Origin of the sequence: Ectobacillus funiculus (assembly GCF_004138295.1) — a bacterium.
Classification (GTDB): domain Bacteria; phylum Bacillota; class Bacilli; order Bacillales; family Bacillaceae_G; genus Ectobacillus; species Ectobacillus funiculus.
This window is the reverse complement of sequence record NZ_SCFM01000002.1, coordinates 45,318-60,263: the sequence shown is the minus strand read 5'-3', so window position 1 is coordinate 60,263 and position 14,946 is coordinate 45,318. Positions and strand designations below refer to the sequence as shown.

Sequence of the window (14,946 nt, the reverse complement as noted above, 5' to 3'; positions counted from 1 at the left end):
CTGCTCAAGACGCCTTATTTTCTGAAAGGATATGATTAGCGTGGATATAATTAAGAATGTCTTGCCTTATTTATTGGATGGCCTTCAAACAACCCTTTATATTTTTGTTGTAGCAATTACATTAGGTTTTCTTATCGGTTTAATAGTAGCTTTATTTCGATTGTCTTCTTTAAAAGTCCTCAATGGGTTTGCAAAAGTATTTATTGACGCAATTCGCGGCACACCCTTTATCGTGCAACTATTTTTTATTTACTTTGGTTTCAACTCTTTAAATTTGATTTCATTAGATAATACTTCAGCAGGTATCTTTACCGTAGCAATTAATGCAGGCGCCTATTTTGCCGAAATTATTCGGGCAGGTATCCAATCTGTAGATAAGGGACAAACAGAAGCTGCCAGATCACTAGGTTTAACAAGCTTTCAAAATATGATTTATATTGTTTTACCACAAGCATTTAGAAGAATGCTCCCTACCATTACAAATCAGTCCATTATTAGCTTAAAGGATACATCTTTGCTATCGGTTATCGGAATTGCCGACTTAACACAACAAGGTCAAATTCAGGCAGCCGCCACATTTGAAGTATTTAAAATTTGGCTTACAGTAGGCGTTATTTATTTTATCTTCATTTATTTGTTAACACTGCTAGGCAATTTCTTTGAAAGGAGACTTGTACTAAGATGAGTATTATCATTGTTAAGAATTTAAAAAAGACCTTCGGACAACTTGAAGTTCTAAAGGATATAAATGCAGAGATTGAGGAAAAAGAAGTTGTTTGCGTAATAGGTCCTTCCGGTTCTGGCAAAAGCACATTTCTTCGTTGCCTCAACCGACTTGAGGATATTACAGATGGACAAGTAGTCATAAATAATTATGACATCACAGATCGAAAGATTGACATTAATAAGGTAAGACAGGAAGTAGGAATGGTTTTTCAAAGTTTTAATTTATTTCCGCATAAAACCGTATTAGAAAATATTATGATTGCCCCGATGAAGGTACGCTCTGTCTCAAAAGAAATTGCCAAAGAAAAAGCATTGGAACTGTTAGATAAAGTTGGCTTGCGCGCAAAAGCTCAAAGCTATCCAGGAGAATTATCAGGCGGACAAAAGCAGCGCGTTGCAATCGCTAGAGCATTGGCAATGGAGCCAAAAATCATGCTTTTTGACGAACCCACCTCTGCATTAGATCCGGAAATGGTTGGAGATGTGCTAGAAGTTATGAAACAACTGGCTAACGAAGGTATGACAATGGTTATCGTCACACATGAAATGGGCTTTGCCCGTGAAGTAAGCAACCGTGTTATTTTTATGGATGGTGGTTATATTGTAGAAGAAAATGAGCCAAATGAATTATTTAGTCATCCAAAGCACGAACGAACAAAGGCATTTTTAAGCAAAGTTCTATAATTGAACTACCCCCACCTACTCGCTAACGCCACGTGCTTGAAGTGGGGGTCTTCTGTTGGAAAATGATAAAACTCTAGTCATTAAGCTCACATCCCCCAACCATTCACCAGTACCTTTCCACTTACTGCCGACAGCCTTTCCTGCCACCTTAACCGTACCGTACCACCTATCAAGCCTCCACCAACAGTTCCAGCTCCTTTTCCAATTGAACGAAATATATCCATAGCTATCTCCCCCCCATAATTCAAGATTAATTGTTTCCTTTAGGTCTTTTGCTAATCCTTTCGGTAATTTCATTATTGATAATTACTCTTTTTTTAAATTATTGGTTATTTTTCTGTTTTGTATATCACAATATAAAAAATTAAGATTATAAGTAAATACAATCGCTTTTGGGGTTTATAAAGAAAACTATGACACTATGTGCATTGGCTTTAATTACATTTGAAATCCTATAATCGCCCCTTCCTTCAATCTAATATCGCTCAATATATCAACACCTATCCAAGTAATAAGTAAAATTCTCTATGAGTCCTCTAAGCTAAATCTTAATATTATGTAAATTTTTTACAATTATATATATAACAGATATTGACTTTGACTCTCTGTTATAATACAATCAATTTAACAAACAACTAAACTATAACAGGGGGTAATAAAGATGTTAGATTTAGATTTTTATCATAACTTGCCGGAAAAAAGCTGCCGCGAATGTGGAGATACAATTGAGGAACAACATGAATCATATTTATACGAGTGCGAAAGATGTATTGGAAAACATGAAGAATAAGAAAGCCTATGTTACTGGGTAATTACAGAACAAACTCGAATAATCGTGAGTCATTAAACTACATGAGGTAAAGAAATGGAGCCAGACACAGACGTATGAATCCCCTATTCAATTCTTACAACAGAGTTGGATAGGGGATTTTTATTATGACTTTAGTAAAGGATGCCTTTATTAGTCTTATGCATAGTCATCTCATCACACCAATGTTATTCCTCAACATCTGTTCAGACAGTAAATAGAAAGCAAGCTCTGACTCATCTTTTTCAAGCTCCCTTTTACTTTTGAATTCTCCAAGAATCTTCTCATCATGATTGTCAAATCTGCATTAGAGGATTCTCGTTGTACCACTATAAAGAAAACTCGCCGACTGGCGAGCCCTGCTTTTGGGCGAAGACAGAGGCGTAGTTGCACTTATACTTTATTCCTAAAATTTCTCACAACGTCGAATTGTCTTCTAGCTAGAAATTTATACCTTCTTAAAGTGTAAAAAAGTCAGGAAACCTTCACTGACAAATCCCCTTTTTTGAGATCCATTACATTCAAACTCTCCAATTTTTGCTTTTTGTACATATAGTACGGAATCCTTAGACTGCAATGCGATTTGATATGTAACACGTATATTCATTGAGATTAGAAATAGCAAAGTGTATACTTGCCCCATAAACTCTTTTTACCAAACAGGGGGAATAGTGGTGACATGTAAACCTAAAGCAATTTTCTTAGACATGGATGGAACGATACTAAATCATCAAAACAAGGTAAGTATCCACACAAAAGAAATCATTGATGACTTGCGAAACCAAGGAATATTCGTTTTTGTAGCTACAGGCAGGGCTGTTGATGAAATTGAGGAATTAGTACCCGAGGGCTTTCGGGTGGATGGATTCATTACCTCAAATGGGATGGCAGGATATGTTGGAAAGGAAGTAGTATTCAAACATTCACTTTCACTCGAGCTAGTGGAAATCATTATTGAAAAAGCAAGAGAAAACAAGGTGTATTACGAGCTTTTCCCATATGGAACATCTCGAGTTACATTGAAGCAAGATAAACAATATGTTGAAGATGAAATTAGAGATCCAAAGCCAGACAGCGTTGGGATTAATGAATGGCTGTCACGTAAACAGGCAATTAAAGAAGAAATTGATTGGAAAGATAGCATAGAAGCAAATGAATTTTCCAAATTTTATTTCTTTGCCAGAACAAAAGAACATATAAATAGCTGGAAACATGAGCTCGATGCGTTAAAACAAGAAATTGACTTTACTACCTCTATCTCTTCTGACCACAATGTTGAAGTGATGGTTGCGAACGTGAACAAAGCAACAGGGATAAAACAGATGCTACAGCATTTTGATTTGTCCGAGGATGAGACTATGGCGATTGGTGATAGTGATAATGATCTACCGATGTTACAGTTTGTTGGCTATGCTGTAGCCATGAAAAATGCTCAGGATCGCGTTAAAGAAATAGTCCATGATGTAACGGAATTTACTTGTGATGAAGATGGAGTATACCATTACCTTAAATCTAAATTTAAACTATAAAATCAAGTAGTAATTTCAACAGAATGTTATAGAAACAAATGGATTTTGTGAAGCAAGTAAAACGGCTCCTTTAAATACTACTGAAAAGCCGGTGACTCCGACTTTTCAGTATCAACTCCATCCTGTACATTATTATTTTCCCTGCTAATTAGGTTCCTCTCTCTTTCTCATATCATCATGCCTATATCAGAAGACCCTATCACAAATCACCCCAAAAATTACGAATTCTGATTTACCCTCCCCTTTATTCTTGAATTCAACAATAAAATAAACACAAAAAACGAACAATAACTATTTACAACCGAATAAAGTTCGTTTAAAATAACTTATAGATAAATGACTTATCATTCGTATATTCTTAGTAATACGGACTAAGAGTTTCTACTAGGAACCGAAAATTCCTAACTACGAATGGGTGGGATAATTCTACCCATTTGTAGTTAGGAATTTTTTGTTTTAAGGAGGAATTCCAGAAACATTTAACGTACTACTAAAAAGTAAGTTAAATATTCACTTTCACGGGCAGTTTTATCCACCCTATTCTAATATTGATTTGAGGAGTGTATTTATGGATAACGTGTTTGATTATGAGGATATACAACTAATTCCAGCAAAATCTATTGTAAATAGCCGTTCTGAGTGTGATACATCTGTAACTTTTGGTGGACGAACCTTTAAGCTACCTGTGGTGCCCGCCAATATGCAAACAATTATTGATGAAAAGGTTGCAATTTTCTTGGCAGAAAACGGTTACTTCTATATTATGCACCGTTTTGAACCAAATACACGGCTATCTTTTGTGAAGGAGATGCAATCACGTGGATTGTTTGCATCGATTAGCGTTGGAGTCAAAGAGGAAGAGTATAGATTTGTACAACAATTAGCAGATGAACAGCTTTCACCGGAATATATCACAATCGATATTGCCCATGGACATTCCAATGCGGTAATTCAAATGATTCAACATATTAAAAAATTGTTACCTGACAGTTTTGTTATCGCTGGGAATGTTGGAACTCCTGAAGCTGTTCGTGAGTTGGAAAATGCAGGCGCTGATGCTACGAAAATTGGAATTGGACCAGGGAAGGCGTGCATCACAAAAATTAAGACAGGATTCGGAACTGGCGGTTGGCAGTTAGCCGCACTTCGTTGGTGTGCAAAAGCAGCTAGCAAGCCTATTATTGCAGACGGAGGAATCAGAACTCACGGAGATATTGCAAAATCAGTTCGGTTTGGTGCATCCATGGTTATGATTGGTTCGTTATTTGCTGGACATGAAGAATCGCCAGGAGAAACGATTGAAAAGGACGGAAAAATATATAAAGAATATTTTGGCTCAGCGTCTGAGTTTCAAAAGGGCGAAAGAAAAAATGTCGAAGGCAAAAAGCTTTTAGTCGAACACAAAGGTTCCTTAATAGACACCCTAACTGAAATGGAGCAAGATCTTCAATCCTCTATATCCTATGCTGGAGGAAATAAATTAGATGCCATTCGCCATGTTGATTATGTTATTGTGAAAAATTCCATTTTTAATGGAGACAGAATTTGATATCCAATAAACTTTAGATTTAAATGAAACTTTATAAAGAAATATGCGAAGCATTGGAGTCATATATAGCTTAATTAGACTTTAATGAGAGCAAAAACTGTAAACGAAATATGTATATACTATGTACATTTTTCGTTTACATAATAAGAAATCATCGGGATTCAATGTATCTAAGAGCCTATCAAAACGCCCTCCAGTCAAGTTGACTTGGAGGGCATTGCTTGTTTACATAACCTTCGATGTAGGCAGTCATTGTTTTAAAATGAGTTCATGCAACTAGTCCTGTTCTTTTGTCTTCGCTCATTCTTTTCTATCCTTTATTCCAGGCGGTTGTTCAAGCCAATTATTCTCAACAAATAATTAACGAAAAAGGAAGTCATTTCTTTTGAATGTATGTACCTCTAGAAGTGCAAGTTAAAACTGTGAACAATTGAAACAAGTAGTGCAGTCACTACCAATGCAGGAAGAAGGTTAGCTACTTTTATTTTAGTAATCCCTATTAAATTTGAACCTATAGCAATAATCATAATTCCGCCAGTAGCTGTGATTTCCCCAATAAAATGATTCATTAAAGCCTGGGGGATAAAATAATCAATTTGCGTTGCAAAAATCGCAATAGAACCTTCATATAAAATAACTGGAATTGCAGAGAATAACACTCCAATTCCCAATGTGGTAGTTAATATGGCTGCTAAAACAGTATCTATAATAGCCTTCGTGTATAACACATCATGATTCCCTCTCATACCACTATCTAAAGCACCAATGATACCCATTGCTCCAACTACGAATATTAAGGTGCCTGTTATAAAGCCTTGTGATATGCTTCCTTGTTTACTTGAGCCGACTTTTTTCTCTAACCAACCCCCTAGGCGGTTTATTTTATCTTCTAAGGCAAATAACTCACCAATTATCGCTCCAATGGCAAGGCTTAAAATTACGATAAGAAAATTCTCGGTTTTAAGTCCCATTTGTATTCCCAAGACTATAATAGCTAAACCCATTATATTCATAACAGTGTCCTTCATACTGTCCGGTATACGACGAAGCAGACTGCCTAATAAAGTACCAACACTTACACCTATTCCGTTTACCAAAGCCCCCAACAAAATCACTTTGTTTCACCTATCCTTTTCTATCTAGTTGTGTTTCTTCAGATTATAGAGGTAAAATACATATAAATAAAATTGAAGTTTTTGATACTTAGCATGAATAAAATTTATGAATAGGGATGATGAAAATGAGTCTCTCAAAATATGAGGTTTTTAACACCGTTGTGGAACTAGGGAGTCTAACTAAAGCTGCGGAGGCCTTAAATTTAACTCAATCTGCTGTTAGTTATTCTCTTGCAAATCTTGAATCTGAACTTGGATTTTCTCTACTGATTAGGGGGCGGTCTGGTATTACTTTAACAAGTAATGGGCAGAGGATCTTAAAATATATACGAACAATTCTACATTGGGATGAAAAATTGAAGCAAGAAGCCGCCTCTATTAATGGACTTGAAGTTGGTACAGTTCGGATAGGAGCACCTGCAAGTGTTTGTATTCAATGGCTACCAGCATTGATGAGGTATTTTAAAAAAGAGTATCCTCTGATAGAAATTCAAATTTTTCAAGCAGGCTATCAAGACATTGAAGAGTGGATTACTAACGGTGTTATAGATTTTGGTTTTATTGCTTTACCTACATTAGAATCTTTTGAAACAATACCCTTAAAAAAAGATAGGATATTGTGTATCCTTCCTCACAATCATCCTCTTAGTAACCAAGATAAAATCCGTATGGAGCAATTAGAGAAAGAAAGCTTTATTACACTCAAATCAGGTTATAACAACGACATGAAACGAGTATTAAAAGAGACTGGTGTTACACTTAAAAACAGCTTTGAAATGGTTGATGACCAAGCTATTGTAGCCATGGTCGAAAATGAACTAGGTGTCAGTATCATTCCTGAATTAGTTCTGCAAGGTATGTCACATAGTGTTAGAGTTCTTAGTCTAGAGCCAGAACAGCATCGAATCATCAGCATTGCCGCAACATCGCTAAAAGAACTCTCGCCTGCTGCCAAAAAGTCTATCGAATATATCAAGACGCTGTTAGGGTCGAATTAGCTATATTTACCGATTTATATCCTCTTCACTTCCAGTTTTGATTAAGAAAGTCCAAGTTTTAAGAAAAAACCAACATTAAAGATTAACTTAGCTATTGAAAAAAATCGGAGCAGAGTCTACATCTTTTAACCAGCGATGTTCTGAACCGTTTATTCCATTCTTAACCCATACATCTCCTTGCTTTCCCTTTTCAGTCTTTCGATACCAAGTAATATATGGCCCAACAACCTGAGGTTGATTATCTATTTCATTTTTCTTTGGAAAGGTAAGCTGCTTTTGTTCTCCTGATTTTATATTGATTATGTACAGGCTTGTAAACATGGTTGGAACTGGTCCCTCTTTCCATTCCTTGTTTTCTTTTGCACGGGCAACAATTACCTTATCTGGAGAGAGCCAATCTACATTAAGGTCGACATATCCTTTAGGCGTATATTCCTTTCGTTCATTCAAGGTTGGAATGTCAGTAATGGCTGTTTTTTTGTTTTCAACAAAAAATCTCCCTTCACCAGATATAAAGGCTAGTTGATTTTTTGTCGGATCCCATTTTATCCAGTCTTCATCAGATTTTTCGTGCAGGATACCCCAACTTCAAGGAATGTGAAGGGCGTAGCCCCATGAGTAAGTAGGGGGAGGAATGCACGATTTTGCGTAGCGAAACACATATCTTATTTTGGTATTTTTTGTATATTATTCACTAATCATATGATATAATATTTTTAGTGAAGGAGGTGATTAAAATATGAAGCTAACTATTACAGCTAAAATAAAAATGACTCCTACAACAGAACAAGTCGAATTATTAGAAGAAACACTTCTTGCCTATCGTAAAGGTTGTAATTTTGTTTCTCGTATTGTATTTGAAAGCAAAAATCTAGTACAAGCATCTTTACACAGGGTAACGTACGATGCGCTTAGGTCTTCTTATCATTTGCGTTCCCAGATGGCACAATCTGTCATGAAAACAGTCATTGCGAGGTATAAAACAAACCAGAGCAATGGACATGATTGGTCTATGGTACAGTTTAAAAAACCAGAATACGATCTTGTGTGGAATCGTGATTACTCACTTACACAACAGGTATTTTCCATTAATACACTACAAGGTCGTGTGAAAGTTCCTTTTGAAACAAAGGGAATGGAGCAATATTTTGATGGCTCTTGGTCCTTTGGGACTGCCAAGTTAGTGTACAAGTATAAGAAGTGGTTTTTGCATATCCCTATGACAAAGGAGGTGCAAGAAGCAGTTGATTTTGGAATGAGGCAAGTAGTAGGAATTGATGTTGGTATCAATTTCGTTGCCACTTCTTATGACTCACAAGGCCATACATCCTTTTTTAATGGGAGGACAATGAAACATAAACGTGCAAGATACAAAGCAATTCGCAAACAGTTACAGCGTAAACAAACTCCATCTGCTCGTAAACGATTGAAAGAGATTGGAAGCAGAGAAAACCGTTGGATGACCGATGTAAACCATTGTGTCAGTAAGGCACTCGTTTCTAAATATGGAGCAAATACGCTATTTGTAATTGAAGATTTAACAGATATTCGGAGCGCAACAGAACGAGTAAGAGTCAAAGACCGTTATGTTTCTGTTTCTTGGGCGTTCTTTCAATTACGGCAAATGCTAGAGTATAAGGCATCCATGAAACAAGCAAAGGTGATTGCCGTAGATCCTGCTTATACATCTCAAACATGTCCTAAATGCGGACATACAGAAAAAGCAAATCGAAACAAAAAGAAACACATCTTTTGTTGTAAAACATGCCGCTATATGTCAAACGACGACCGTATTGGAGCCATGAATCTTCAACGAAAAGGAATTGAGTACATCGTTGAAGTAACAAAGGAAGCATGACTTCCCTTGTTGGGTAGCTGTCAACCTGCCCTGATGTAAACACCAATCGAAGGAAGGAGATTCGCAAGAATCGTTTGCACTTCTGGGTAGTTGCAAGCCCCCACCTCAAGGAGCGTGAGCGAGTAGGTGGTGGGTCAGTTGACACCAGAGCATCTTTCCTACAACTTGAAAGTGATCTCCTGCTGATGATAGTACACATAGTGTATTGCTATCATTGGACCAAGACGCAGTAGGTGTTGCTAGAAAGCTAACCCATTTACCATCAAAGCTCCACTTAAAATATTCAGCATCAATAGCAAATAAGTCCGTTGTATTTGTTTGAATAGTGTAAAAGGGTTTTATTTTATTTGTGTCAAGATTAGCATCTACCGGAACTTTAAAAAGATGAACTGGTTCCCATCCAGTAGGAAGCAACTTAGATTGCGATGAAACAATAAATTCTTTTCCATTTGGAAACCATGCAAAATCACTAACACCCAGAGAAACATTCTCAAAACCTTTTGGACGTCCATTCTGTGTTTTTGTAACGTTTAGTACACCACCTGATTTATAAGCTAGTTGATTTGCAATTGGTGACCATTGAAAATTTCTTGTTTCAAGTGATGGATAGGGCTGATAGTTTTCTTTTTCTTTTAAATCATATATAAATAAATATGTTTTTCCACCACGTTCGTCACCGTCTAAATAAGCAATAAACCGACCATCTTTTGACCACTGCAGAGAGTGAACATATCGACCTGTTGTGAGTTGTATTTCTTTATCTCCCTCCTTTATCCATAGCTGATGGTCCCGTATAAAAGCTGCTGTAAGTGGAACTTCAGCAAAAGCCTTTGCTGCAACATTAAAACTGATTAATATTATGATTAACAAAATCCTAATTCCCATCAATTATCCCTCCTTGCAATAGGATGCCCTTATTACATGTTGAGATTCGACCATCGAACATAACAACATTGAGCACCGTCCAAGGACAAATGAATCATTTTGTCTATAAGGCTTTCTGTTCCAAGATATGATTCTAAGTGTTAGTTACATAATAGATAAAATTACTTTTTAAGCCCCTTATTTCATTAACCTGGCCCATTATTTTATTGAACTGAAAATACACCAAAGAACCCATCCATAACATGTAAGCCAGCAACACGCTCTTCTAATAATATTGCAGCTAAAACGGCCGTCTTTATAATTTTACATAAATTACCACATGCTACTACGAATAAATACACCTATTACAATCAAACTAGGAATGTAAGACCATTTCATTATCACCAAATAGGAGATGATACAACATGGCAAACCAAAACAACAATAGAAACCAACTATTGGTTTCTGCAGCAGAACAAGCACTTGAACAAATGAAGTATGAAATTGCACAGGAGTTTGGCGTCCAACTTGGAGCTGACACTACTTCAAGAGCTAACGGTTCCGTTGGTGGCGAAATTACAAAACGGCTGGTTCGTATGGCTGAGCAACAGTTGGGTGGATCCTTCCATTAAAAGGGTATTGTTAATATGTAACAATAAGAATGGGACCTCACTTTGAAGTCCCATTTTCTTTCTCCACTTAAATAAAGCCACACTTTTCATAGCACTTTATTGCGCGGCGTTTATATTGAAGAACCCGTAAATCTACTCTGTACCAATGAAATTATTCAAAAGCATATCGTAATACTAGTTGTGCAATCTCTGCTCCTAATTCAATACACTTTATAATTTTCAGCTCATCTTCTTAATATTGTTTGTTAGGAAATTATATTTTTTATTAAAATTTCATTAAGAAGCTTTAAGATAGATTAATACAGAGTAAATATATAAAATTTCAAACATATACAAATAATGACAAATTTTTTACTATAGAATCAAGTAGAATAATAGTGATAATTTAAGTATCAGGGTAAAGTAATTGTAATAATTTGCGTGTTAATGTAAAATGATTGTAACAATTTAAGTGTTAATGTAAAATAACCGAAAGTTTTGGAGGCAAAACCAACAATGCAAAGTCGAGAAACGTTGATAGTTAGGTTACCAGATATATAGGAGGAATATTTATGGGAAATACGGTAAATGAGTTAGTTGAAGAAATCGATAAACCGCAGATACATCCATCTAAACGGTTTACGAACTGGAAGTTTATCACAGCAGGCATAATTGTGATTGCTGCGCTTATATTTGCAGCAGTCAGCTATTATCAAACAACCCATTTTAATACAAATACCAAGATTAATGGCACAAACGTGGGCGGATTGACTGCTGATGAGGCACTTAAAAAATTAAAAACATCTGTATTAAAAAATGCAGTATATGTCGGGCAGCAACAAATTTTAGATGAAAAAGATACGAAGATGGGATTTACGGATAAGGATCTGCCAAGTGTCAAAAAATTATTAAAAAGCCAGCGGACACTTTTTCCTTCCTCAAAGGCAAAAAATTATTCACTAATGCCAATCGAGCTGGATCAATACCGAAGCCAAACGATGAAAAAACAAGTGGAAGAAAAGCTCTTAGCAATAAATAAAAGTTTAAAGGCACCTCAAGATGCGCAGGCTATTATGGAACAAGGTAAAATTACAGTCTCAAAAAGTATTGATGGGCAGCAATATGATGTAGCCAGTCTATTAAAGGACTACGAGAAGCAGGAATATAATAGTGAAATCCACCTGAATGCTGTATACGTACAGCCAATCAAGGAAGACAATCCGATTGTAAAAGATGAAGAGAAAAAGCTGCAAGAGCTCCTTCAACAAACTATTGATTATAAGGTACAGGATAAAGTTTATTCTTTAAAAGCCAGCGATTTAATCGAAAAAGCCTCTGTGTCAAAAGATATGAAACTCACAATTGACCCGAGCAATATTAAAAGTAAGATTGCGGAAATTAATAATTCCCAATCCACATTAAATAAAAATTTCACGTTTAAAACTCATTCAGGTTCGGTCGTATCGGTAAAAGGACAGGGCTATGGCTGGGCACTAGATGCTGCAAAAGAAACAACACGGATTATGGAAGCTTTTGAAAAAGGGGAAAAGTCACTTTCTGCCTCTAATATTTCCGGACATGGCTGGAAGGGTGAAGGCTACGGCTATGAAACTACAACAAACAATGGTATTGGTGATACGTACGCTGAAGTGTCCATTCAGGAACAACGCATTTGGCTTTACAAAAATGGGCAATTAGTATTAACAACAAATGTAGTGACTGGTAAACATAGCACCAATGAAGATACATCACCAGGAGTGTGGTATATCCTTTATAAGCGCACACCATCCGTACTCAAAGGCAGTTCAGTAGGCAATCCGAATTATTCGGTTAAGGTAGACTATTGGGCTCCATTTACGAACGATGGACAAGGGTTCCACGATGCCAGCTGGCGGACAAACTGGGCAAGCAACGCTTATCTTACTGCAGGATCAGGCGGTTGTGTCAACCTCCCGCCTGGTGTTGCGAAGTCAGTATATGACAATCTCAGCACATATGAGCCAGTTGTCGTTTATTAATAATTGGCAGTCTATCTTGATCAATGGATGCTTTCGAAACGTTCATGAACCTTTCGAGAGCATCTGTTACATACAAATATCCGAAAAATCTCTGCTGACTCCTTTTCGGGGGCTAGGTGACTCAGGCTTTTTCACTGAGTGAATTTAAAAATTTCCCTCAATAAAGAATAATCAAAAGAAGGAAATCTACTGGTTAATGATTTCCTTCTTTTTTATTTGTACTGCCTGTGATGCGCAATCATCTTGTGCACTTTGTACAAACAATCATATCCTTAAGCTTAACCTACACCTAGTACGTTTCTCCCCAATTAATTCTAAACTTTCCCCTTCCCCAAAGGATCTCAATGCTACTATGCAGCATTTCAACATCTGTTGAGGTAATAGAAAAAAGCACCTAGAAACTCTGAGTTTTTTCTATTCTGTATGAATAGAACCTATCTTAATACGGTACATGAAATTAAAAATTGGATATACACTAATATGCTTTCCACGACTCTTCCTACCAGCTTACCTTCATGCTAACAAAGAATATTATAAGCACAAAAAAGCTATGCTCATATTCTCCCTCTAGCAGGAAAACTAAGCATAGCTACCATTATAAATCCTCTACTCCCCTTTCAACTTGATGTTGCTCGTCTAATCTCTGGCCCCCAAGCTTGAAAGAAGGATATTCAATTTTATTATGCTTTTCTATCTCTAAGATGCCCTTTTAACGCTTACATTTTCTGCTGCAGACTTACTTTTTCCTGCTAATGTAAACATTGAAATCACTGTAAAGATGAAAGCAACCGAACCTAATAACAGGTAAGCACTTTTAAAGCCTACTGTATCATACATATTTCCCGCGATAGTTGATAAGAAAATCGACCCTACTTGTTTTGAAAACTGAAAGCCAATAAGATAAATAGTTGCTGATAATCTCATATCAAAATTCGCTGAAATATACTTAAAGACGGCTACTAGCAAAATTGGCACCTCTGCCGCATGCATTAGTTTTAATAAACTAATGGCAACAGGCCCGTCTGCAAAGCTTGATCCTAAAATTCTGAACGACATGATAAATCCAGCATAGATAAGGGCATTTTTTGCGCCAATTTTATTAATAATAAATGGTGCTAAAATCATAACAATCGCTTCAAGGAAAATTTGTAAGGTAACAAGGTTACCAAAAATTTCTGTACCCTTATCTGCTGAGGAAAAGAAATGTGTAAAATATACTGGGAATTGTTGATCATATACATCATATACACAGCCAACTCCAAGAACGTATAAGGTAAAAAACCAGAATTTCTTATTTTTGAAAAGAGCTAGAGTTGATCCTTTTGGTACTGATTGTTCATTTTGATGCTGCACTGCTTCAGAACTTGATTCATCCATTTTCGCAAAACTAAAAATTACTGCTAATAAAATAGCCGCAATCGTACTGATCCAGAAGACTAAATGAGGATTCGTATTGAATAAATGACCGGTTACAAAAGTACTCGTTGCAGCACCTATGTTCCCAAATACTCTAACTCGTCCATATTCAAAATGATTCGCATGACTCACTTTCTCTATATACGCTTCAATCGCTCCTACCCCGCCATTAAAGATAGCTCCGAGGTAAGCGCCTCCAACGATAGCCGCCAAAATAATATTTGTCTTTAACAATGCCGGAAATACATAAATGAAGAATGGCCCAATAAAAACTAACAGAAAAATAAAAAACCAGAGTAAGTTCTTTTTTAAGCCTAGCTTATCTGCAAGGATTCCAAAAAATGGCTGATAACAAATAGCTGCGATGGATATGGCTGAGAATATAATACCTGTCTTTGTAGAGCTCAAACCGCCCACATTTGTCAGCCATAAAGACAAAAACATCGTACATGCTGCCCAAATAAAGAAATAAAGAAGAAAGAAGACCCCAAACAACCAATAATTCTTATTAAGTTTTACCACTTCAATCTGCCCCTTTAACTAATATTTCATTCTCCTTAGTAAAACGTTTACACCAATATAACTAGTTAAAATTCATAAACTTTACTAAAACAACTTTACCAAAAATAGCGCATACATTCAATATGTTTTATCTATTTTTTCACTAAAAAAGAATATTTACCTGTAAATAACTCTGATATAACTAGTAAAATAATTATAAATTAACTTTTATTTTACTAAACATAACCTGATATACCCTTCGTGCAACT

At 36.2% G+C, this 14,946-nt stretch carries 13 protein-coding genes, 1 pseudogene and 1 riboswitch; of the genes and pseudogenes, 9 read left to right on the top strand and 5 right to left on the bottom strand.

The features are described from left to right. The first annotated feature begins 40 nt into the window (after positions 1–40). Entirely contained in the window at positions 41–685 is a 645-nt protein-coding gene (locus EP737_RS00580) for an amino acid ABC transporter permease (protein ID WP_129725988.1), read from the top strand. Next, entirely contained in the window at positions 682–1,410 is a 729-nt protein-coding gene (locus EP737_RS00575; protein WP_129725987.1) for an amino acid ABC transporter ATP-binding protein, read from the top strand. The genes EP737_RS00580 and EP737_RS00575 overlap by 4 nt, the downstream gene beginning before the upstream one ends. Positions 1,411–1,496: 86 nt before the next feature. On the opposite strand, the gene EP737_RS25270 is transcribed toward EP737_RS00575, so the two are convergent. Next, the gene (locus EP737_RS25270) at positions 1,497–1,634 is read right to left on the bottom strand and encodes a hypothetical protein (protein WP_165350631.1); all 138 of its coding nucleotides are present in this window, start codon (positions 1,632–1,634) and stop codon (positions 1,497–1,499) included. Between the two features lie 437 nt (positions 1,635–2,071). Here EP737_RS25270 and yhfH point away from each other — a divergent pair, with 437 nt between their 5' ends. The 3 genes from yhfH (at position 2,072) to guaC (ending at position 5,296) form a co-directional block, all read left to right on the top strand. Then, on the top strand, positions 2,072–2,200 hold the full coding sequence (gene yhfH / locus EP737_RS00570; protein ID WP_129725986.1) for a protein YhfH: 129 nt from the start codon (positions 2,072–2,074) through the stop codon (positions 2,198–2,200). A gap of 692 nt (positions 2,201–2,892) precedes the next feature. Continuing rightward, positions 2,893–3,747, top strand: a complete 855-nt coding sequence (locus EP737_RS00565) for an HAD family hydrolase (protein WP_129725985.1) — start codon at positions 2,893–2,895, stop codon at positions 3,745–3,747. A gap of 328 nt (positions 3,748–4,075) precedes the next feature. Next, a riboswitch (purine riboswitch) is annotated at positions 4,076–4,175 on the top strand. Positions 4,176–4,315: 140 nt separating this feature from the next. Next, positions 4,316–5,296: a GMP reductase gene (gene guaC / locus EP737_RS00560; protein WP_129725984.1), complete on the top strand. Its 981-nt coding sequence runs from the start codon at positions 4,316–4,318 to the stop codon at positions 5,294–5,296. 401 nt (positions 5,297–5,697) lie between these two features. Here guaC and EP737_RS00555 read toward each other — a convergent pair whose 3' ends face one another. Continuing rightward, positions 5,698–6,411 (bottom strand): DUF554 domain-containing protein, encoded by a 714-nt coding sequence (locus EP737_RS00555; protein WP_129725983.1) that lies wholly within the window; start codon positions 6,409–6,411, stop codon positions 5,698–5,700. 125 nt (positions 6,412–6,536) lie between these two features. On the opposite strand from EP737_RS00555, the gene EP737_RS00550 reads away from it, so the two are divergent. Further along, positions 6,537–7,409 carry a LysR family transcriptional regulator gene (locus tag EP737_RS00550; RefSeq protein WP_129725982.1) on the top strand — a complete coding sequence of 291 codons (873 nt, stop codon included), beginning with the start codon at positions 6,537–6,539 and terminating at the stop codon, positions 7,407–7,409. An 87-nt stretch (positions 7,410–7,496) separates the two neighbouring features. On the opposite strand, the gene EP737_RS00545 is transcribed toward EP737_RS00550, so the two are convergent. Continuing rightward, positions 7,497–7,859 carry a hypothetical protein gene (locus EP737_RS00545; protein ID WP_205650841.1) on the bottom strand — a complete coding sequence of 121 codons (363 nt, stop codon included), beginning with the start codon at positions 7,857–7,859 and terminating at the stop codon, positions 7,497–7,499. 289 nt (positions 7,860–8,148) lie between these two features. Between EP737_RS00545 and EP737_RS00540 the strand changes: the two genes are divergently transcribed. Beyond that, positions 8,149–9,267, top strand: coding sequence for an RNA-guided endonuclease InsQ/TnpB family protein (locus EP737_RS00540; protein WP_129725981.1), 1,119 nt, complete (start codon positions 8,149–8,151; stop codon positions 9,265–9,267). A 147-nt stretch (positions 9,268–9,414) separates the two neighbouring features. On the opposite strand, the pseudogene EP737_RS00535 reads toward EP737_RS00540, so the two are convergent. Next, a pseudogene (locus tag EP737_RS00535) lies at positions 9,415–10,152 on the bottom strand (translocation protein TolB); the annotation flags it as partial. A gap of 404 nt (positions 10,153–10,556) precedes the next feature. Here EP737_RS00535 and EP737_RS00530 point away from each other — a divergent pair. Together EP737_RS00530 and EP737_RS00525 are read left to right on the top strand one after the other, a co-directional pair. Further along, positions 10,557–10,763, top strand: a complete 207-nt coding sequence (locus tag EP737_RS00530; protein WP_129725980.1) for an alpha/beta-type small acid-soluble spore protein — start codon at positions 10,557–10,559, stop codon at positions 10,761–10,763. A 551-nt stretch (positions 10,764–11,314) separates the two neighbouring features. Beyond that, positions 11,315–12,760: a L,D-transpeptidase family protein gene (locus tag EP737_RS00525; RefSeq protein WP_129725979.1), complete on the top strand. Its 1,446-nt coding sequence runs from the start codon at positions 11,315–11,317 to the stop codon at positions 12,758–12,760. 696 nt (positions 12,761–13,456) lie between these two features. On the opposite strand, the gene EP737_RS00520 is transcribed toward EP737_RS00525, so the two are convergent. Then, complete coding sequence (locus tag EP737_RS00520) at positions 13,457–14,698, bottom strand: MFS transporter (protein WP_246040125.1); 1,242 nt, start codon at positions 14,696–14,698, stop codon at positions 13,457–13,459. Between the last annotated feature and the right edge of the window lie 248 nt (positions 14,699–14,946).

Excerpts from the sequence above, each read along its gene's own strand:
- EP737_RS00575 (WP_129725987.1), top strand. The coding sequence starts at position 682 with ATGAGTATTATCATTGTTAAGAATTTAAAAAAGACCTTCGGACAACTT.
- EP737_RS25270 (WP_165350631.1), bottom strand. The coding sequence starts at position 1,634 with ATGGATATATTTCGTTCAATTGGAAAAGGAGCTGGAACTGTTGGTGGA.
- yhfH (WP_129725986.1), top strand. The coding sequence starts at position 2,072 with ATGTTAGATTTAGATTTTTATCATAACTTGCCGGAAAAAAGCTGCCGC.
- guaC (WP_129725984.1), top strand. The coding sequence starts at position 4,316 with ATGGATAACGTGTTTGATTATGAGGATATACAACTAATTCCAGCAAAA.
- EP737_RS00550 (WP_129725982.1), top strand. The coding sequence starts at position 6,537 with ATGAGTCTCTCAAAATATGAGGTTTTTAACACCGTTGTGGAACTAGGG.
- EP737_RS00540 (WP_129725981.1), top strand. The coding sequence starts at position 8,149 with ATGAAGCTAACTATTACAGCTAAAATAAAAATGACTCCTACAACAGAA.
- EP737_RS00530 (WP_129725980.1), top strand. The coding sequence starts at position 10,557 with ATGGCAAACCAAAACAACAATAGAAACCAACTATTGGTTTCTGCAGCA.
- EP737_RS00525 (WP_129725979.1), top strand. The coding sequence starts at position 11,315 with ATGGGAAATACGGTAAATGAGTTAGTTGAAGAAATCGATAAACCGCAG.